Genomic DNA, 19,968 nt, shown 5'->3' on the forward strand with positions numbered 1-19,968 from the left:
AGCTTAAATAACTTTACTAAGCATTAATAATTAACTCTATCATTTAAATTAAGGCCATGATTATAATGATGATTTTATGCTGCCTTTAAGTACCTCTCATATTCCCATGGAGTTATTACGTTCCAAGTCTCCTTCCAATTGTACACTGATAAGTACTCACTCCACTCCTGGTTCTTAACATTAACGTATGCCTTAGCGGTTTCACTTGGTAGGAAGCTGAAGGCTTCGCTCTTAGCGAACTCCTCCACTGCTTCACCTAGGTTAACTGGTGTTTCAGCAACCCCCTTTAGATCGTAGGCTATGTCCGTTATTGGTGCTGGAGGCTCAATCTTATTCTTAATTCCATAAATGGCAGCCTTAATCATCGCTGTGAAGGCTAAGTATGGGTTCATGCTTGGGTCAGGGTGCCTATATTCAATCCTATTAACCCTCCTATTATAGTAAGGTATCCTAATCATCGCTGACCTATTGGCATAACCCCAGACTATCCTGGTTGGCGCCTCATGATGGGGTACAAGCCTCTTATATGAATTAACAGTTGGGGCAACTAATACACTTATTGCCTTAGCGAACTTCAATATACCTCCAATGGCGTAGCGGCACTGTTCAGTTACCTCCTCAGTGTTTGATTGAAAGAGATTAACCCCATCCCTCCATATACTAATGTGCGTGTGGGCACCACTACCGTTAATTCCCCAGAAGGGCTTAGGCATGAATGTTGAGACTAAGTTGAATTCACTGGCAACATCCCTAGCCATCAACTTGTATACAACTATCATGTCAGCTATCTTCAATGGATCATTAACTGGAATGTTTATCTCGTATTGCGACGGCGCAACCTCATGATGAACCTTGCTCCATCCAATACCTAAGGCTTCAAGGTTCTCAAGTATCTTAGATATTGGGTTAAGCAGCATGGAATTGTTCCTACCTTCAAAGTATAGGCCATCATCAGCCAACTCAGGTTTACCCCCATTCTCCTTAATAATGAAGAATTCAACCTCCACCCCCATTTTAACGTATGTATCTTCTGCAGCTAACTCCTCAAGGGTCTGCATCAGTACGTTGCGTGGGTCAAGTACATTAGGCTTACCTGAGTCGTCAAGGACGCTGAGAAAGACATCGACTATTTTTGAACTATTCCAGCTTTCAATGAACATTGACCTGAAGTCTGGTAAGGCAACGAAGTCACTCTTATTAACGGTGGCGTAAGCTTGTATTGATGAACCATCAAAGGGCATTCCATCAGTTAGTATATCCTTAGCCGCATCTATGGGCATTAACTCAGCCCTAGGCCTACCATGTATATCTATTAGTATTGGTTTTACGTACTTTACCCCCGCTGATTTCAGTATCCTCCATACGTCCAGCGGGTCCATTTTACTTAGAGTTTCCTTCACCGAACCCTGTGGCACGATACTCCTCTGGGTTCTCCTTATAAACCTTTACTGTCTAGTTAACTAAAAATCACGTTAAATATATTGCCTATTAGGATAATTTATACTTGCTATTATGGTCAGAGTGTCCAGTGTTTCACTTGGCGTTAAGTTATCCTTTTACAAGTATGGATACAGTAAACCATTCCTCATCCCGTAAACTAAGTCGGAGTATTCCACAAGTATCGAATCATGAGTTGCCGCTACTATTAATCTACCCTGTCTAGACACCACCTTAAGTAATTCACTAACCTTACGTGCATTATCCTCATCTAAACCCACAGTAGGTTCATCAATTAGGATTATTCTCCGCCCCCTAATTAATGCAATGGCTAACTCAACCCTCCTCCGCTCACCAGTGCTTAATTCAATTATTTTCCTATTACCCAATTTACTTAAACCAAGCCACTCAAGTAGGCTTTCTATGTGCATACTGTGATTGCTCATTGAAGCTAATTTAATCGATTCATCAACCGTTAAGTCATTGATAAGTACCTCACCTACAGGCAGGTAGAATACGAGGTTACTCACCTCCCTCCTATTATCCTTAACCTCAAGGCCCATTACCTTAATGGACCCCTCATAGGGAACCCTACCGGCAATAGCCTTAAGTAGGGTTGTCTTACCACTGCCACTAGGGCCATTTATCGCAACAAAGAGTGGTTTATTAATATTGAACGACACGCCTCTTAATGCCTCAACAGTATCCCCTTTACCCTTATACTTAACCTTAACGTTAATAGCCTCAAGCATTGGCTGGTATTCTCCAGCTGCTAAATAAAGCATTTAAATTTAGTGCTAGGGGCCAATACATATGAGTCAAGGGGAGGGTGAGAAGAAGCCGGAGGAGAAGCCTAAGCTACTGATACCGTCCTTCCTTAGGCCTGATGCCTACGTTAAGGAGGAGAAGAAGGGTGCTAGGGAAAGGAGACTTAGGGTTAGGAGGAGTAATGATGTTGAGGAGGGCAAGGCAATGCTTAACCCACAGGTTGCGTCAGAATTAGGCATCACTAATAGGGTTGAGTTAGTGCTTGTTGGTGGTGGATCAAGGGAGAGGAGGTACGTAATGAACGCCGTTGTTAATGATAGGGTCCCTAAAGGTGAAGTTTGGTGTAATGCGGAGGAGATGAGGAGGTACGGTATTGCAGACAACTCAATAGCCACAGTTAGGGCCCCAAGGTAAATTAAAGTAACCTAGACGCTTAATGGTGGTTTAATCACCATGACGATTCCAAGTTCACTTACTTATGGGGTTGCATACGTGCTTGTTCTTTCATCACTAATGGTGGCAGGTATTGAAGACTATAGAAGTAGGTTAATTAACGATAAGTACTGGATACCAGCTATCATAGCGGTACCATTGGTTATTTACTCAGTTGTCAGCAACACGATTATTGAAGGAGAATACATTATTGACGTTATGATTGGAATAATACTTGCAGCCTCAATATATGTGGGTAGGTTCATGGGTGAGGCTGATTCAATAGCAATACTACTCATATCACTAGCAACGCCACCACCGTTAATTCTTAATCCTGTACTCCTAATCCTTAACCTACCCATTATCTCAATTCTAATAAACTCATTTATTCCAACAATGGCCCTAATGTTAATTAACGTTTACATTAACGTTAAGAACAGTAGCAAGTGCAGTAATGACTTAAACCTGACTCAGCTAATCCTATTAAGATGCTCCAGTGTTGAGTCAATACTCAGAAAACCCCTTGCCTACTCAAGCCCAGGTAGTTCACTGATAAGGGCTGGAAGCGATGCAGAATCCTACGTTGCTAACCTACCTAAGGATGCATGGGTCTGGATGCAGTACAATTACCCTTACGTGTTTATACTGGCAATATCCTACGTAATTTACATAGTGGTTGGCAATATAATAGCTAACTACGCATTAATGCACACCTTAATATCCCCATTAATTAGCCAAAACATAATCTGAACCAGTTAACTTAGTTACTTCACTCAATATACCCAGTTCCTCCCTGGTAGCTAATGTAATAGCCTTACCTCTCCTATTGAGCCTAGCTGTCCTCCCTATTCTGTGTATGTATGTTTCAGGATCCCTAGGCACATCAAAGTTAAGTATTAAACTAACATCAATAATGTCAAGGCCTCTTGATGCTAAGTCCGTGGAAACCAATGAAACCGAATCCAATTCCCTAAACCTACTAAGTGTACTTTCCCTAGCCTCCTGTCTCATACCACCGTGTAGTAAAAGCACTCTTAAGCCATCATTACGTAACTGTCTATATAACCTATAAGCCCTCTCCCTAGTGTTAACAAATATTATCGACTTATCCCTAACCTCCCTCCTAGTTAATTCGTACTTACTCCTCCATGAGCCATCCACTAGGTAAACTAATTGATCAACCATAGGTAACTCATACTCATGACTACTCACCCTTATGAACAGTGGGTTCCTTAAAACCTTCTTAACAACACCATGAACATCACTGGGTAGTGTGGCTGTAGCGGCATGGGTCTGCTTCCTATTGCTAGTTAGGCTTGATATAGTGTACACATCCTTTATGAAACCCATGTCAAGCATCCTATCCACTTCATCAATAATGAAGTACTTAACATTACCTAGATCTATGAGCGATCTATCAGTTAGATCAAGCAACCTACCTGGAGTCGCAACTATTAGGGAAGCATCCTTAAGAGCCTTGACTTGGTTACTATACCCAACGCCACCATAGACAACGGCACTATTAAACCCCATGTACTTGTTGAAGATTAGGAATTGGCTCATAATTTGAAGCGCAAGTTCACGTGTCGGCGAGATCACCAATGTCTCATCTAGGTCACCCTTCATCATATTCATGGTTGGGAGCAGGTATGCGGCTGTCTTACCACTTCCAGTCCTAGCCTGCATCGCCACATTAAAACCACTAAGTATCTTAGGGATCACATGCTTTTGAACCTCAGTGGGTTCATTAAAACCATATTCACTTATTGCCTGCTTGAGTTCCTCCTTAAGTAAGTTGAAAACCATGATTCCTCGAACCACTTAACCTAGGTATTAATAAAACAGTCCCTTTAAACACTTTAAGGCAAGCACAATAATGTATTACTAATATATAGAGACTCCAACTAAATATATTATGATTATTTTACTCATATTGGTAAAATATACATTGTAACACCATAGAGTAATACTTATAAATAGGCTACTCTAGTATAATAACAGAGAGTTAAACTCGGGTTTTCGTTTAAAAACAAACGTTTTTATTGCTCCTCAATGAAGTTTAGGTTCATTAACCATGCTTACCTACATTAACACTACATTCCATTAGAATTACCAGCAATACTTATAAATAAGCTAAGTAAATGCCCTAAAGTAGGTGGGGATTGTGGAGGAAACAGAATAGGCTTAGGTAAGTACATTTTCAAATGCCCTAAGTGTGGGTATGAGACTCAACCTGAAGCAAGTAACTTCACATGTCCAAGGTGTGGTTCATTAATGGAAGCTATTCTGGTTGAGATACCTAAGGATATTAAACTTAGGTATAGAAGAAGACTGGGTGTCTGGTCTTATTCATCATTGTTGCCTGAACCTAAACATAGGATTACGCTTAATGAAGGTGGAACCCCATTAATAAGAATCAGTAGGGGCTTATTCGGTAAGTTTGAGGGTCTTAATCCAACTGGCTCATTTAAGGATAGGGGTATGGCTGTTGGGGTTAGTTTAGCTAAGGCAATAGGGGTTAGTAATGTTGTTGTGGCATCTACCGGTAACACTGCAGCCTCAGTGTCGGCTTATGGTGCTAGGGCTGGGTTAAGGGCTATAGTGCTCCTACCTAGCGGTAAGGTGGCTAGGGGTAAGTTAGTGCAGTCAATTATCCATGGTGCAAGCATAATGGGTGTCGAGGGTTACTTTGATGATGCGTTAATGGAGGCAATGGGCATGTTTAAGGCTGGTAAGGCATACTCCTTAAACTCAATAAACGCCTGGAGGCTTGAGGGGCAGAAGAGCATAGCCTACGAGATTTATGAGGACATTAAAGTGCCGGATAATGTAATAGTGCCTGTCGGTAATGCAGGCAACATATACGCAATATGGAAGGGATTCTGGGAGTTAATGCAAATCGGGTTAATAGATAAGATACCCAGAATGATTGGTGTTCAGGCTGAGGGTGCATCACCACTTTATGAAACCTGGAGGAGAGGCTCCAGTGAACTAATTGAGGTTAAGGAACCTAAGACTGTGGCGTCAGCAATAAGGATTGGTAAACCAGTAAACTGGCTTAAGGCTCTTAAGGCAGTTAATAATTCGAATGGAGTGATGGTCACGGTTAATGATGAAGAGATTATGATTGCTAGAAGCAAGTTAGCTAGGAGGGGTGTGTTCGTTGAACCAGCCAGTGCATCCACGTATGCTGCTTACGTTAAGTTGATTAAAAGTGGCGTGATAAGTAATGGTGAACTTACTGTACTAGTGTTAACTGGGCATGGTTTAAAGGACCCTGATTCAGTTAAGTAGCGGCTAATGCGTAACAAGGGATATTAACGTCATGGCTTCCATTAAATCGCCGCTTAATTTAATTAAACCACTTAAGTATGCTTGAACTGGGTCTATTTGCCCATTAAGTAACTTAACTAGGATCTCCCCGGGAACTTGAATTGTTAAGGTTGGGTTACTGTAAGTACCCTTATTGATTGATAATGCCCCATTATTAATCATTACATAAAATGGCTCATAATCGTTACCCTTAAATTGAAACACCTTAACACCTTTAACACTACTTAATAATCCCTCGGCCTCCTTAGCCTTGGCCTCAATTAAGGCGTATGGATCGTTACCAGTACTCATACCTAAGTATCTTAGGTCCGCTTATTAAACGTTACTTAAAATCACAATTACTCACAACGTCTAATAATCAATGTAGGCCTATTGCATGTTAATTAATGGACCCTTAACTTAAGGGTTAGAATCCTATTAATTGCTTAAATCCAAGGAGCGGCAAATGCTACCTATGCCTTACTAAGTCCTTAATGTGAATGTTCCTCTCAGCCACCGTTCTACTAATGAGTGGTAGAGGATTAATTAAAGGCCACTTATAGATTACTATATCGAGTATTTCACTCTCATCATAATTCACCGCGAAGTAACCCACTGGTCTAACATCACTCCTATTTATCATACTCTTAGCTATCTCCCTATTAACAACATCACCTATAAAGGGGTGAACAAGTATTGATCTATCGAAACCAAATGAAAGATACCTAGCTGACACCGTAAAACCCCTGTGTTCTGTTCTTCTAATGTCCAGGAAGTGGTGGGCTATTAATTCATCGTCAGTTATTATAACTAAATCAACCTGCTCATCAAACCTAACCCCACTAAGTCCCCATATCCTATAGAGCGCTTCGTTATATGAACCACTTATATACTTGCCGTAAGCCTTAATAACCTCAACGTACCCACTCATGACATCGCCATGCTCTAGGTATGGGAATGGTGAAAAACCCAGCAGCTTCATACCCATGGGTTCAACCTCATCAGCCTCCACCTCCTCGCAGATACCGTTAATCCAAGGTATCCAATTGAAGAATTCTTGTAGGTAAAGTCCATTGCTTATTCTTAATCCAACACCACTTTCCTCGAATTTTTTAACTACATCACCCGTCAATATGATTGAACCATCTAATGTTATGTAGGCTGACTTTACTAAGCCGCCTGCATTATCAACTATGCCTAGTCTTAACCATCTACACACCATGGTCCTTAAGTCCTCGGGTAATCTTGCCACAGCGTGCTGATACTGCATCATTATGTACACCAAAATGTGCTTTTAGAGTTTATGGCCATGCATCATCAGGGTAAAACGCAACCCTCATAACTTTACTCCCCTTACCCCAGGCTCTAGCCATGGCGCTTGTATTGAATGAGGACGCAATATTACCCTTAGCATCTATACCTATTACACCGACTAGCCCATTACCATACTTTTCAGTAACATAATCCACAACTCTCTTCAATGCTTCCCCTATGCTTAACCCATTCTCAACTAGGTACGCTGCCTTAATGCAAACCATGTTTCTCACTATTACCTCCCCCAGTCCTGAGGCTGAGAAGGCTGCAACCCCATTTTGAGCCCAATACCCTGCCCCAGGTATTGGTGAATCACCAACTCTGCCATCAAGCTTTAACCATACGCCACCTGTTGATGTTCCAGCAGCTAGGTTACCATCCTTATCCAACGCCACCGCCCCCACAGTATCACCTATTCCTAATTCACTAATTAGCCTAAGGTTACTACTAAAGTAACCTCTTCCACTCATGTAATCCTTAAGCGCATCCTCGTATCTCCTTGACTTAGCGTCACTGTAGAGTTTATGGCTTGGGGTGTATAATTTCCATAACCTAGCTAGTTCCGTTGCTCCATTCCCAACAATTAAGACGTGGCTTGTCTTTTCCATGACTATTCTAGCTAACTTAATTGGATTGGCTACATTCCTAACAGCAGCCACGGCACCAATCCTCATTGATTTTCCATCCATTATACCAGCGTCCACCTCCACGTTACCACTTATGGTTAAGACTGAACCCCTTCCAGCATCAAAGAGACCTGAATCCTCCATGTCTGATACTGCAGCCTCAACAGCATCCACGGCGCTTCCGTTTTGCAGTGCCTTAAGTCCATTAGCTGTTGCGTCCTCAAGCTCCTTCACATACCTAAGCCTCTCCTCATCATTACTAAATCTATATCCACCTGCACCACCGTGAATCACTATTATTGGTTCCACTTGAGGGCGGTGAAATGAACCTTATTAAATTAATTAGTCTTAGGAACCTGGTACACAGGCTCCTTAATCATTTTAAGCAGTATCATCAGTAACAGTGATATCAACCCAATGACTAAGTAACCCACCTTAATGCCGAGAGCTAACCCTATTGGAATAGTTAATACTGATGATACCCCGTAGGCTACCGCTAAAGTAGGCATGTAGAGTATTGGGCTTGAAATTGATGCAAGCAATTGAAGAATTATCGAGTAAATCATCATTGATGATGCAGCCACGGCAATTAACGTGAATTGATTATTGAAGATGTACGTCAATACTGATGATGCAGCTAACGCAATTATTGAAAGCCTCAATGAGTATGATGCCCCCCACCTCTTAACCATTAGGTGCGCTGGTATTATTGATAATGGAATTGATAATACGTATACTGAACCAAGCCAATACTTAGACAGTAGTATGGCTGAGGAAACAATGTAAGGTAGTGAGAATGACATGAATACTGCTATTATGAACATTGCTTGGTTAGTTATAGCGTATCTTAACCCGGTTCCTTTGGGTTTGAAGTAAATGGAGGATAGGGATAGGTAGAATGACAATGAGAGCATTAGTATGGTTACGGTTATGAAAAGCGCACTACTATTAAGAACGGATATTAGGACTCCTATTACTAAACCCATACCGAATAAACCTGAGTAAACGTACATTATGTAGTCTATTAAACCACTATTACTCAATATTATCCCAATCACCCCTATTAATGCCATGAAGTAGAGGCCCATTCCTAAGCCTAACAATGAATTACCAATATATGAATTGCTTAATGCATGAATGAAACTACCTATGGCACCTATTGATAAGGCTATTGAAAGTGTATTACTGGCCCCTAACCTTGAGACTAGAAGTAAGCCTATTAATTGCGATATAGTAAATGTGACGGTGAACAATACACCAGCAGTTACACTAGTTAGCCTAAGAGAAGCTAGGAAAAGTATGTATCCAGCTAGTGCAGCAATGCCGTATGCACTATACTTTAAAGTACCCACTGTGTTACTAAGAGTGATAAGTACTTAATATATTTTATGCGAGTATTAAACCTTCAATCAGTTTCATCGCACTGATTTCTCCTACGAGAAGCAATGATTCAGTGATTAGGACTCAACAATGACTAGAATCATAATAACGGTAACTTATTAAACCCTAAGCATTAAATCCTAGGTATGAATAAGCTTATGTTAGTAATAGTGGTTATTGTTGCAGTAGTTGCAGTGGGTGCATTATCATACGTTTCATTAACTCCACCGGCTAAGCCTAATCCAGAAGTTATGCTAAATAAATGGAGCAGCTCAACATATACCGCTAATTACACAATTACGTACACCGGTAGCATAAATGTCTTCGGCATAATAGGAATCTCATCATCCATGATTGGGCCAAGCATAACTTGGTCTCAAAACACATTAAACAAGGTCTTACTTATATTAAGTTTAAAGAATCAAACGAACACGCTAGTATCAATGAGTAATATTGGTAATAATGAATATAACCTATGTTTATCACTCGTAAGTGGATTAACACTAAGTTACTGTCAACATACATCAGCTTCCCAATTACCCTTAATTAACTCACTGTTGTCCTCTTCATGGAGCTTCACATCCAGGATTAACGTCAACGGCATAAGCAGTTATTGTTATGCATCCGTGTCCAACAGCAGTGAACAGTCATATAACGTGACCCTCTGCATAGCATTAAATGGGGTGCTCACTCAAGCGTACATAATCAAGCGTACCCCTTCAGGGTTCTATAGGATTACCATGACTATTAATAGTGTTAAGGTTAATCAATTCTTATCAAGCGAATTCAATAAGGCTACTGGCAGTAGTTAAGTAATGCGTATGAATGAACTATAATTCTCCATTAAACTACCAATGGGGTCAACAGGAGGTACACCCGTGAGGTTACTTAATGTGCATGTTACTGTACTATTCCTATTAAATTTTTATAAGGACCTAAAGTATTACTCTATCATGATTTTCAGGTACAGGGATTACCATAAGGTGGATAATGAGTGGGTTAAGGTCTTTGAGGACGGTTACTTTAAGCTAAGTTCAATAACTGTTAATAAACCAGCATCAACTGTAATTAATGTAACTAGCGGTGAGGGGCTATTGTTTGTGTTGAAAGGGTTGGTAAAAGTTAATGAAGTATCCATGGGTAACTTTGACGTTGCCTACATTCCTAAGGGATCAAGCATAAGAATTGAATTGAATCCAGGTACATTAGCTTACTTAGCTGAATCATGGGCTGACAATACTAGGGGATTTTACGTGAAGAAAAGGGAAGCAGTAAAACCTGTTACATCTGGTATTCCACCATATGAGAGGAACGTCTACACCATGATAGGTGAAGGTGACCCAGCGGACTCCTTTCTTATGGGCTACACTGAGGGATCCATTGGAAACTGGACCTCCTACCCACCTCATAGGCATGATGGGAAACCAGAAGCCTACATATTCTATGGTATAGATCCTGGCTTTGCTGCTCAATTCATCCTGAGTGATGATGAGGAATTAGCCTACGTTGTGCATGATTTTGACGTGGTTTTAATTAGGAAGGGTTATCACCCTAACGTGGCCTCCACCATTAATAGAGTAAACTACGCATGGGTAATAGCGGCTCCAAGAGGACAAAGGACCCTCTCGGTCAACGTGCATCCACTTTATAGTGGGTTACCAATGGGTCAAACGCACTTGAGGATGGGTAAGTAGGGTACGTTAACTGCAGTTTAAACAAACAGAGTACTTAATGTTTCTTAACCTGTCCCTTAGTACCACGTATTCAATTACCATTACTAATACTATTGATGCAACTAGGATGTAGAGTAATGATGGGTTAACCACAGAGTAGTATAGGGTTATGGCCAATAAGGCGGCACCAATGGCTATAATGGCTTTACCATACCATGCAACAACCGTAAATGCACCCACCGCCACTAGTATTAGGCTTATCACATAGTAGAGTGAGTCAATGGCGTAGGCGTACTGCATTGCATTATAGGTTAACTCAATAGGCTTAACGTAACCGCTTAAGTATGATGCGGAATAGGCCATTACAATAGTTAATAACGCTATGATAGTACTGAAGTAAAGCGCCTTATGTGGACTCTTATACCTCGGATGCGTGTTGGAGAGCCAGGCCGGTAATAATCCATCTCTAGCCATGCCGTAAAGCATCCTGGCTGTTGCGTTTAATGTGGCTAAGTAGCAGCTGAACACACTAATCATTACGCTTACAGCGAAAAGAACTAGACCTGGCTCACCTAGGTAATGCGCAATAAGGGTATAGACTGGGTTAACCCCCATTCCTGACGCCTCATTCACAAAATTTCCCACAGCATACTGCGAGTAACCAATGTTAACCAGTATGGCGTACGTCACAAGCATGTACAATACACCCATAAACACGGTAGCCCATAGTGTACTCACTGGTACATTCCTCCTCGGATCCTTAACTTCCTCAGATAACTGGGTGCTAACCTCGAAACCCATGAAGTACGTTATTGCGAACACTAAGCCCCCTGATAATGCTGATAACGCGTCCAAGGGACTTGAAGCATATGTACCATTTATTGTGAATGGTAGTGGCGAAAGCCTACTAGCATTAGTAATGAATGTTAATGCAACGAAAACAAGCAGTACTCCTACTTCAACACTTGTTAAACTAATCTCAGTCCTAATACTGGGCCTTATACCTAATACAGCTGGTACTAGTGCTAACACAACTGGTATTGGTAATAAGATAAGGGGATTAACCTGGTAACCAGTTACCGCATAAATACCCTCCACACCTAAGTATGCGAACGCTATCGCCACTGATCCAATACCCACAATACTGTAGAATATAGTGTAAACAACACCATTAAGGAAACCCACCCTGGAGTTTATTGTATTAGTTACGTATGCGTAGAAGCTTGCTGCATGCGGGTACTTGCGTGCAGTAACGAATATTGAGTAAACTATGGCTAGGACACCAAGTAGTGTTATTAACATGGCTAATGGTGCAGCAGCCTTAGCACTACTCATTATTAATGCCGCACCACCGGCTATGCTGTATGCTGGTGCTTGACCCGCAAGTGAATTATATAGTGAACCCAGGAAACCCACTGAACTCTTCTTTAACTCACGGCTAGTGGTTACGGCCATAGGGGGTGGTTAACCATACTGGGACTTATTTTTTATTAAACGTTTAGTAACTAAGAGCTGAGACTAATCCTTAGTGAAGACCATTGCTTGCATGTTAATAAATTAAAGAAGTACCTAATGCTTAATGAGTGATCAGTAACCGATGTAGGTTGCCTTAATTCTAGTGAAGAATTCAATAGCCTCCTCACCCATCTCCTTATACATATCATTCCCTGAACCCTTAACACCCCCATAGGGTACCCATGGTTCAAGGCCTATTGTTGGCTTATTGACCTTAACAACCCCAACCTTAGCGTCCTCAATAAACTTGGCTGCCTCGCTAATATCCCTAGTAACTATGCCCGCTATTAGGCCGTACTCGGTCGAGTTAACTATATCTATTGCCTCATCAAGTGTCCTATAGGTCATTACCGCTAACACTGGGCCAAATATCTCCTCCTTAGCTATCCTCATGTCTGGCGTTACACCGTCAAATATTGTAGGCGTCACGAAGTAACCATGGTCAAACTCCTCACTTCCCCTTATTGGTTGACCACCGTAAATTAACTTAGCTCCCTCACTCTTGCCTATCTCAATGTAGCTCAGTATCTTATCGTACTGTTCCTTACTGGCTAATGGACCCATGTCGACACCGTTCCTTAATCCATTACCGACAACTATCTTCTTAGTCCTCTCCACTAGCTTACCTAAAACCTCATCATGCATGTCCTCAGGGATTAGGAACCTTGAGGTTGCTGTGCAGGCTTGACCAGTTAAACCGAAGGCTGACCTAACCGTTAACTCCACTGCTAAGTTAACGTCACCATTCCTGGATAGAACCATGGCGTTCTTACCACCTAACTCAAGTTGAACCCTAATGAACCTATTCAGCCTACCAACCTTCTCATTAATCTCCTTACCAGTTTGTAAACTACCTGTGAAGGTTATTGCATCAATATCCTTATTCGTCACTAACTCATCACCAACCTCACTAGCTGACCCAGTGACCAGGTTCAGTACGCCCTCTGGTAGTCCTGCATCGTAAAAGGCCTTAACAAGCTCATAGGCTATTGTTGGTGTTATGCTTGCAGGCTTCCAAACAACAGTATTACCTGTGGCTATTGCTGGTATTATTTTCCAAGCCGGTAATGATAGTGGGAAGTTCCATGGTGTTATAACCGATATAACACCAAGTGGTTCCCTAGTAGTCATTATTATCGTGTTCTTGTCCTGTGATTGAATAACCTTACCCTGACCCCTTGTTATTAAGCCTGCGTAGAATCTTAACAAGTTGATGGTTCTAACAACCTCAAACATGCTGTCAGGAACGGTCTTACCCTCCTCTAGCGTTAATGTTTTAGCCATCTCATCAGCCCTTGACTCAATAATGTCAGCAACCTTATACAATATCCTAGCCCTCTCCACAGGCAATGTCTTACTCCACTTTATGAATGAATCCTTAGCTATGTTTATGGCTTCCCTTGCATCATCCCTCCTTAACCTAGGGAACTTAGCTATCACCTGCCTAGTATCAGCTGGATTCCTGATTTCATAGAACTCTCTATCTCGTGGAACCACATGCCTACCAATAAATACACCTCTTTCACTCATGGGAGTACACTTGATTAGTCTTTTTAAATTTTACACATATAATTAATATTACGTATAATGTATAATTGCTAATATCTAAGGTGATTCAGCTCGTCCCTTCCTAAATCACTAATCATCCTCTCATCGACCCGTCATCATCCAATACTTTAATCCCACGCAGCCTTTTAACTCATTCTTAAACCCAATACAAGGGTGAATTCATGCAGTACCGTTAAATTCCTCGGCAAACCTCAGTAATCTTATGTGCAGTGGACTTGATTAAATAGGGACCATGGTGAGCTAATTCATCACCCTCAGTGATTAGGTAATGCACTGCCTTAATACCCCTAATCCTCAAGCTATTAATCACATCCTCACTACTTCTCCTCCTAAAGGGCTTTGGATCATATATCACTAAGTCAACATCACCTGGTATCGCATTAGGAGTGAAGTACGCCCTTGGTTCATTACCGAACACATTCCTTAAACCAATAACCTTAAGTAATGAATCAATGTATGTATGAGCCCCTGCTGTGTACGGTTTCTCAAACTCTAATTCAACATATGTTCTCAGGGGTGGGCAAGCCTTAGTTAACTTAGCTAAGTTGAACATAAGTTCCAATGCTAATTCCTCCCCTCTTTCAGGCACATTAGTGATTAAGGCTACTTTCTTTACGAAATCTAGTATGCCGTACACCGTCACTGGTATTGGGATAGGGTATGTGGGTGCTATATTCTTAACTACATTAACTACGCTTCTTTGAACCCCAGTAGTCATTAGTATTAAATCTGGGTTAACATCCTTAAGTCTCTCCAGGAGGACCCCCATGTAAGTTGCTACCTTAGGTTTAAGGCGTGCCTCAGGAGGCCTATGGCAGTACACCGTTACTCCAGCGACCTTATCACCTAAGCCTAGTTCAAAGAGTGTTTCAGTTATTGCTGGGCTTAGGGACACAATCCTCTTAGGCTCATCAGGTATTGCTATGGCCTCTCCCGTGATCTCATTAAATACAATCACAGTAACCGTAATGCTAAGTTATTAAAAAGTATTATAAGGGCGCTACTTAAACCTAACCGTGGCTTACTCCGAACGAATTAAGGCCCTTTTAAGGGGGGCTAGCGAGTTTAGTAGAGTTAAGATACGTTTAAAGGATGGTTCAACATTGGAGGGTTTAATACTACCCAGGCCTGAGGTGGGTGATCCTGATGTATTACTGGTGAAGCTTGAGAATGGGTATAACGCTGGTGTTCACATTGAAAGAATACAGTCAATCGAGGTGCTTGGTAAGTATGAGCCACCTAAGGTTGAGGTACCATCATATGGTACCGTGGTGTCTACCAAGGGTACTGGGGGTAGGGTTAGGTTTGTGGCCACTGGGGGAACTATTATGTCTAGGGTTGATTACGTCACTGGGGCTGTCTACCCAAGTTTCAGCCTAGAGGACCTTTACTTAATGTACCCTGAATTAAGGGAATTAGCCTCAATTGAGATGGTTAACTTAATGTCAATATTCAGTGAGGACATGACTCCAACTAGGTGGAGTGCAATTGCTGATGAAGCATGTAAAGCATTTAATGAAGGAGTAGTAGGGGTTGTTGTACTACATGGTACAGACACAATGCACTACACTGCGGCTGCATTAGCCTTTGCCCTTAGGTCAGCCCCAGGTCCAGTGGTTCTTGTGGGTGCTCAGAGGAGTAGTGATAGGCCATCGAGTGACTCATTTGAAAACCTCTACGCAGCAACCCTAGTGGCTTCTCAGGCAAGCTTCGCTGAGTCAGTGGTTGCAATGCATGAGAACACCAGTGATGGTGTAATAGCTGTTCATAGGGGGGTGAGGGTTAGGAAGATGCATACGTCAAGGAGGGATGCCTTCATATCAATTAATCATGAGCCGATAGCTAGGGTATTAACTAAAGAGGGTAAGTTAATAATGAACACTAGTGATTATAAGGGAAGAGGACAATTGGAGTGTAGTACTAGGTTTGACGATAAGGTGGCCTTGATTAAGTATTACCCAGGCATGAGCAGTGAAATACTGGATTACCTAGTGGATAAGGGTTATCATGGTATAGTGATAGAGGGTACTGGCTTTGGTCATGTTGGTGAGTGGTTACTTAAACCAATAGCCAGAGCCATTGAGTTAGGCATACCCATTGTAATATCGAGCCAAACAATATTCGGTAGGGTTAACTTAAACGTATACAGGAGGGGGGTTGAGTTACTTAGGGCTGGTGTAATACCAAGTGAGGATATGCATCCTGAGACAGCCTTCGTTAAGTTATCATGGGTTTTAGCCAACACTTCAAGGGACATTAACGAGGTTAGGAGGCTCATGCTTACGCCACTTGCCTATGAGATTAGCCAGAGAACAAGGCCCATTGATTACATTGTTAAGCCAAGTGCGCCTAAGTACTAGATCAATTTAAAAAGCCTAGGGTAGTATTTTTGAATAGTGATGTTAAAGCCGCAGGCCACTGATTACTGATGAGGAACTTGGGCCTGATTATCAGAAATACAGCTTTCTAAATGAGTATGACATTGTAAGCGTGATGCTTCATTATTTTAACTAAGTAGTATCACTGTTCTTTCCTTAACTAAGGCACTTAACTATACCATTAATTGTATCGTTTGCTATTCTCTCCACCATTGAGTCAACGTTAATGAACCTACTCATCATTTGAAGCAACCTACCTAAACTAGCGTCAGCACTCCAATTCACCCTAGAACCACTACCACTGGGTTCAGTAACTATACTTAGCATTACCTCTATTGAACTGCCTGCAGCTCTGCCGCTCACCCTTAGCTTAATCTCATTACTTGACACCTCAGTAACTTCAATAACCGTGTCTGATGTTATCCTCCTTAATTCGGCTATTGGAACCTCATCACCCAGGTCAACCCTAAACTTAACCTTAGCCTTCGAATCATTGATTAACTCATAACTAACGACATTAGGAATACACTTAATTACTAGGCTTAGGTTCGATAATGCTCCATTAACCTCCTGAGGAGGCTTAGTTAAGTTAAATGAACCACTATAATGTAGGTTAACCATTAGGACCACCCCACTACCCTCCTGCTATTCCTTATTACCTCACTAGTTAATAATGTTAAGGCGGCAACCCTACCCCTCTCCTCATCAATACTACCCTTGAAGTCTAAGGCAAGGTTACGTAACGAATTATCCAGCTCCCTTAAGTCATCGTAAAGGTTAACGCCGAATAATGGATGACTCCTCGTCACTGATCTCCTACTTGAACCTAGTAGGATACTAACCTCATCACTAAGCTTCTCACCCACTAACCTTCCTGTGGTGAATTTACCACCAATCACTGAAACCAGGTTACTTGGCTTATCATGCCTAATTATTGCGAAGTCCCTTGCCGCCTCCCTAGTGTTAACCCCAGGCATCTTTATTAATGGCCTAACTGATGCGTAAGCCCTAACTACACCTATCCTGGAGAGAACCGGAACCATTCTTGAACCCTCTGAGGTGAGGAAGTTAACGTCATCATCAGATATTGCTAAGTTATCCGGGTCATCAACTATGACGGCTGTAGTCCCCACTATGGATGATGATGCGTAAGGTAGAAGTATGTCACCATCAGAGGGCATCCTCATTCTATTTATGACCCTCCTCGTTAACCTATGTTGGTAAACAACCATTACACCCATCGTAGGCATCATATCAACCTCAATTCTAGCCATCCTAACTACCTTATATGTCCATGGACCAGCAGCAACAACCACAACCCTCGGCTTAACCCTCCTAACGTCTCCAGTTACATGATCCTTAACAACGACTTCATCAATCACGTCACCATTTACATTGAAACCCATTACCTCAGCTCCCTGAATAATTAATGCTCCTTCCCTGTACGCGGAAACCGCTACACTGAACATGAGGTCCTTAGCGAAAACAACCTTGTCTGGTACCTCAACCACAGCCTTCACTTCAGGGTTTAAGTTAGGCTCCTCCTTAAGGGCGTCTTTAGGCTCAACTTCCCTATAATTAATGTTAGCAGCCCTTAATCCCTTAATAAACTGCTCCCTGTACTCCTCATCATCCTTATCCACGGCCACGTAGTAGCCACCCGTATCCTCAACCGCATGAGGAGCAATGCTTGCTATAATCTTATTCTCCTCAGCACACTCCACCGCTGCCTTAGGATCTGTTACCACATACCTAGCTCCACTGTGAAGTAGGCCATGCATTCTACCGCTTGTTCCGCTGCCGATAACATTTCTCTCAAGTAGCATTACACGGAAGCCCCTTAGCGATAAATCTAGGGTTGTGAATAAGCCATTAATCCCACCACCGATTACAACTACATCTGGGTTAAAGCTTGTCATTAAATCGTGCCTCAAGTTCATTTTTAAACGTTTTACTGATTAACTAAGTTCATAAGCCCACGGCACCTCCTTAGCCCACCCTAAGGCCCTCTGTACTGCAGCCTTCCAGCCCTTATATAGCCTCTCCCTAGTATTAGGGTTCATCTTGGGTTTAAATACCCTATCAAGTTTCCAATTCTGCCTAACATCATCAATACTACGCCAAAGGCCTACTGCCAAGCCAGCTAAATAGCCTACTCCTAGTGATGTTGATTCAAACACTGATGGTCTCCAAACCTCAATACCTGTTATATCTGCTTGGAATTGCATTAGGAAATTGTTCCTAGCAGCCCCTCCATCAACCTTAATTCTAGGCGACTTAACCCCAATGTCACTCATCATTGCCTCAAGAACATCCCTGGTTAGGTATGCTATTGACTCAAGCACAGCTCTAGCGATATGTTTTCTTTCAGTACCTCTTGTAATACCTATTATTAGACCACGGGCATATTGGTCCCAATAGGGTGCCCCTAAACCCACAAAGGCAGGTACGAAATAAACGCCACCAGTATCTGAAGCAGCCGAAGCCAGTGGCTCCACTTCATCGGACACTTCAATTATCTTAAGTCCATCCCTAAGCCATTGAACGGCGGCACCAGTGATGAAAATGCTTCCTTCAAGAGCGTACATAGCCTTACCCTCCTCAAGAGAGTAATAGATTGTTGTTAATAGGTTAGTCTTAGATTTTACGGGCTTTTCCCCAATATTCATTAATATGAAGTTACCTGTACCGTAGGTTGACTTAACCTCACCAACATCAAAACCAACCTGCCCAAATAAGGCTGCCTGCTGGTCACCAGCATCACCGCACACTGGTACACTAATGCCACTGAGTATTTGGGAGACCTCAGGTCCCGTATACCCATAAATGCTCTTATCACTTGATGGTCTTGGTAACGGTAGTATACCCTCAGGTATCTTACCCTCAATCTCCAGTAGTTCACTATCCCATTCAAGCTTATGGATATTAAACATCATAGTCCTAGAAGCGTTACTATAGTCAGTTACATGAGCCCCACCCCTCTCAGGGGTAAGCACATCCTTATTACCCTTAGTTAAGTTCCAGATCACCCACGTATCGATTGTGCCAAAAACCACCTCACCCTTCTGAGCCTTATCCCTAAGTCCCGGTACATTATCAAGAAGCCACCAAAGCTTCGTCCCTGAGAAGTAAGCATCAGGTATAAGCCCAGTCCTTTCTTGAATCATACCTGAATAATTTCGCTTCAAGTAATCAACTAACCGTGAAGTCCTCCTATCCTGCCAAACAATTGCATTATAGACTGGTTGCCCATTTCTAGGATCCCAGACTACTGTTGTTTCACGTTGGTTCGTAACCCCAATTGCCGCAATCCTCCTTGGATTAACCCCAGCATACTCAATGGCCTCCTTAATGACCAACTTAGTCTTCTCCCATATCTCCAATGGATTATGCTCAACCCACGCAGGCTTAGGGTAAATTTGAGTGTGCTCACGGTATGCGTAACTCATTATTGAACCATCACTTGTTACTAACGCGGCCCTAGTACCCGTAGTGCCTTGGTCAATCACTAGGACATAGTCACCCTCAACCATACTTAATCATTAGGGTTAACGGCAGTAGATT

19 protein-coding genes are annotated in these 19,968 nt (G+C 42.1%); 6 read left to right on the forward strand and 13 right to left on the reverse strand.

Translation table 11 applies throughout. The features are described 5' to 3' along the window. Positions 1–74: 74 nt before the first annotated feature. Both Q0C29_RS08860 and Q0C29_RS08865 read right to left on the reverse strand, forming a co-directional pair. On the reverse strand, positions 75–1,415 hold the full coding sequence (locus Q0C29_RS08860; RefSeq protein WP_292000300.1) for a glutamine synthetase family protein: 1,341 nt from the start codon (positions 1,413–1,415) through the stop codon (positions 75–77). Between the two features lie 141 nt (positions 1,416–1,556). Further along, positions 1,557–2,189 (reverse strand): ATP-binding cassette domain-containing protein, encoded by a 633-nt coding sequence (locus Q0C29_RS08865; RefSeq protein ID WP_292000301.1) that lies wholly within the window; start codon positions 2,187–2,189, stop codon positions 1,557–1,559. Positions 2,190–2,250: 61 nt separating this feature from the next. Between Q0C29_RS08865 and Q0C29_RS08870 the strand changes: the two genes are divergently transcribed. Next, positions 2,251–2,619, forward strand: a complete 369-nt coding sequence (locus Q0C29_RS08870) for a hypothetical protein (RefSeq protein WP_292000302.1) — start codon at positions 2,251–2,253, stop codon at positions 2,617–2,619. 39 nt (positions 2,620–2,658) lie between these two features. Next, entirely contained in the window at positions 2,659–3,387 is a 729-nt protein-coding gene (locus Q0C29_RS08875; protein WP_292000303.1) for a prepilin peptidase, read from the forward strand. Here the strand turns inward: Q0C29_RS08875 and Q0C29_RS08880 are convergent. Further along, positions 3,364–4,458, reverse strand: a complete 1,095-nt coding sequence (locus Q0C29_RS08880) for a DEAD/DEAH box helicase (RefSeq protein WP_292000304.1) — start codon at positions 4,456–4,458, stop codon at positions 3,364–3,366. The genes Q0C29_RS08875 and Q0C29_RS08880 overlap by 24 nt on opposite strands. Before the next feature lie 453 nt (positions 4,459–4,911). On the opposite strand from Q0C29_RS08880, the gene thrC reads away from it, so the two are divergent. After that, positions 4,912–5,931, forward strand: a complete 1,020-nt coding sequence (gene thrC, locus Q0C29_RS08885) for a threonine synthase (protein ID WP_292000305.1) — start codon at positions 4,912–4,914, stop codon at positions 5,929–5,931. A 3-nt stretch (positions 5,932–5,934) separates the two neighbouring features. Here the strand turns inward: thrC and Q0C29_RS08890 are convergent, their stop codons facing one another. The 4 genes from Q0C29_RS08890 to Q0C29_RS08905 form a co-directional block, all read right to left on the reverse strand. Beyond that, positions 5,935–6,261, reverse strand: a complete 327-nt coding sequence (locus Q0C29_RS08890) for an SCP2 sterol-binding domain-containing protein (protein WP_292000306.1) — start codon at positions 6,259–6,261, stop codon at positions 5,935–5,937. Between the two features lie 157 nt (positions 6,262–6,418). Then, a complete protein-coding gene (locus Q0C29_RS08895; protein WP_292000307.1) occupies positions 6,419–7,219 on the reverse strand; it encodes a hypothetical protein in 801 nt (266 codons plus the stop codon). A gap of 31 nt (positions 7,220–7,250) precedes the next feature. Then, entirely contained in the window at positions 7,251–8,198 is a 948-nt protein-coding gene (locus Q0C29_RS08900) for an isoaspartyl peptidase/L-asparaginase (protein ID WP_292000308.1), read from the reverse strand. 29 nt (positions 8,199–8,227) lie between these two features. Next, positions 8,228–9,241 carry a hypothetical protein gene (locus Q0C29_RS08905; RefSeq protein WP_292000309.1) on the reverse strand — a complete coding sequence of 338 codons (1,014 nt, stop codon included), beginning with the start codon at positions 9,239–9,241 and terminating at the stop codon, positions 8,228–8,230. 174 nt (positions 9,242–9,415) lie between these two features. Between Q0C29_RS08905 and Q0C29_RS08910 the strand changes: the two genes are divergently transcribed. Together Q0C29_RS08910 and Q0C29_RS08915 are read left to right on the forward strand one after the other, a co-directional pair. Then, on the forward strand, positions 9,416–10,081 hold the full coding sequence (locus tag Q0C29_RS08910) for a hypothetical protein (RefSeq protein WP_292000310.1): 666 nt from the start codon (positions 9,416–9,418) through the stop codon (positions 10,079–10,081). Positions 10,082–10,222: 141 nt separating this feature from the next. After that, positions 10,223–10,963 (forward strand): 5-deoxy-glucuronate isomerase, encoded by a 741-nt coding sequence (locus tag Q0C29_RS08915; protein ID WP_292000311.1) that lies wholly within the window; start codon positions 10,223–10,225, stop codon positions 10,961–10,963. A gap of 6 nt (positions 10,964–10,969) precedes the next feature. Here the strand turns inward: Q0C29_RS08915 and Q0C29_RS08920 are convergent, their stop codons facing one another. From Q0C29_RS08920 to Q0C29_RS08930, 3 genes are all read right to left on the reverse strand, one after another. Next, positions 10,970–12,397, reverse strand: coding sequence for an APC family permease (locus Q0C29_RS08920; RefSeq protein WP_292000312.1), 1,428 nt, complete (start codon positions 12,395–12,397; stop codon positions 10,970–10,972). 132 nt (positions 12,398–12,529) lie between these two features. Next, positions 12,530–13,987 (reverse strand): aldehyde dehydrogenase family protein, encoded by a 1,458-nt coding sequence (locus Q0C29_RS08925; RefSeq protein ID WP_292000313.1) that lies wholly within the window; start codon positions 13,985–13,987, stop codon positions 12,530–12,532. Between the two features lie 211 nt (positions 13,988–14,198). Continuing rightward, positions 14,199–14,984, reverse strand: coding sequence for an ABC transporter substrate-binding protein (locus tag Q0C29_RS08930; RefSeq protein ID WP_292000314.1), 786 nt, complete (start codon positions 14,982–14,984; stop codon positions 14,199–14,201). Between the two features lie 58 nt (positions 14,985–15,042). On the opposite strand from Q0C29_RS08930, the gene gatD reads away from it, so the two are divergent. Beyond that, positions 15,043–16,386, forward strand: coding sequence for a Glu-tRNA(Gln) amidotransferase subunit GatD (gatD, locus tag Q0C29_RS08935; RefSeq protein ID WP_292000315.1), 1,344 nt, complete (start codon positions 15,043–15,045; stop codon positions 16,384–16,386). Between the two features lie 174 nt (positions 16,387–16,560). On the opposite strand, the gene Q0C29_RS08940 is transcribed toward gatD, so the two are convergent. Genes Q0C29_RS08940 through glpK form a run of 3 tightly spaced genes read right to left on the reverse strand, consistent with a single transcriptional unit; the run spans position 16,561 to position 19,937 of the window. After that, complete coding sequence (locus Q0C29_RS08940) at positions 16,561–17,025, reverse strand: SRPBCC domain-containing protein (RefSeq protein WP_292000316.1); 465 nt, start codon at positions 17,023–17,025, stop codon at positions 16,561–16,563. Further along, the gene (locus Q0C29_RS08945) at positions 17,025–18,323 is read right to left on the reverse strand and encodes an FAD-dependent oxidoreductase (protein WP_292000317.1); all 1,299 of its coding nucleotides are present in this window, start codon (positions 18,321–18,323) and stop codon (positions 17,025–17,027) included. The genes Q0C29_RS08940 and Q0C29_RS08945 overlap by 1 nt, the downstream gene beginning before the upstream one ends. A 39-nt stretch (positions 18,324–18,362) precedes the next feature. Beyond that, complete coding sequence (gene glpK / locus Q0C29_RS08950; RefSeq protein WP_292000318.1) at positions 18,363–19,937, reverse strand: glycerol kinase GlpK; 1,575 nt, start codon at positions 19,935–19,937, stop codon at positions 18,363–18,365. Between the last annotated feature and the right edge of the window lie 31 nt (positions 19,938–19,968).

This window comes from Caldivirga sp. (assembly GCF_023256255.1).
Lineage (GTDB): Archaea > Thermoproteota > Thermoprotei > Thermoproteales > Thermocladiaceae > Caldivirga.

Excerpts from the sequence above, each read along its gene's own strand:
- glpK (WP_292000318.1), bottom strand. The coding sequence starts at position 19,937 with ATGGTTGAGGGTGACTATGTCCTAGTGATTGACCAAGGCACTACGGGT.
- Q0C29_RS08875 (WP_292000303.1), top strand. The coding sequence starts at position 2,659 with ATGACGATTCCAAGTTCACTTACTTATGGGGTTGCATACGTGCTTGTT.
- Q0C29_RS08890 (WP_292000306.1), bottom strand. The coding sequence starts at position 6,261 with ATGAGTACTGGTAACGATCCATACGCCTTAATTGAGGCCAAGGCTAAG.
- Q0C29_RS08910 (WP_292000310.1), top strand. The coding sequence starts at position 9,416 with ATGAATAAGCTTATGTTAGTAATAGTGGTTATTGTTGCAGTAGTTGCA.
- Q0C29_RS08920 (WP_292000312.1), bottom strand. The coding sequence starts at position 12,397 with ATGGCCGTAACCACTAGCCGTGAGTTAAAGAAGAGTTCAGTGGGTTTC.
- Q0C29_RS08865 (WP_292000301.1), bottom strand. The coding sequence starts at position 2,189 with ATGCTTGAGGCTATTAACGTTAAGGTTAAGTATAAGGGTAAAGGGGAT.
- Q0C29_RS08915 (WP_292000311.1), top strand. The coding sequence starts at position 10,223 with ATGATTTTCAGGTACAGGGATTACCATAAGGTGGATAATGAGTGGGTT.
- Q0C29_RS08940 (WP_292000316.1), bottom strand. The coding sequence starts at position 17,025 with ATGGTTAACCTACATTATAGTGGTTCATTTAACTTAACTAAGCCTCCT.
- Q0C29_RS08895 (WP_292000307.1), bottom strand. The coding sequence starts at position 7,219 with ATGCAGTATCAGCACGCTGTGGCAAGATTACCCGAGGACTTAAGGACC.
- Q0C29_RS08945 (WP_292000317.1), bottom strand. The coding sequence starts at position 18,323 with ATGACAAGCTTTAACCCAGATGTAGTTGTAATCGGTGGTGGGATTAAT.
- Q0C29_RS08925 (WP_292000313.1), bottom strand. The coding sequence starts at position 13,987 with ATGAGTGAAAGAGGTGTATTTATTGGTAGGCATGTGGTTCCACGAGAT.
- thrC (WP_292000305.1), top strand. The coding sequence starts at position 4,912 with ATGGAAGCTATTCTGGTTGAGATACCTAAGGATATTAAACTTAGGTAT.
- Q0C29_RS08870 (WP_292000302.1), top strand. The coding sequence starts at position 2,251 with ATGAGTCAAGGGGAGGGTGAGAAGAAGCCGGAGGAGAAGCCTAAGCTA.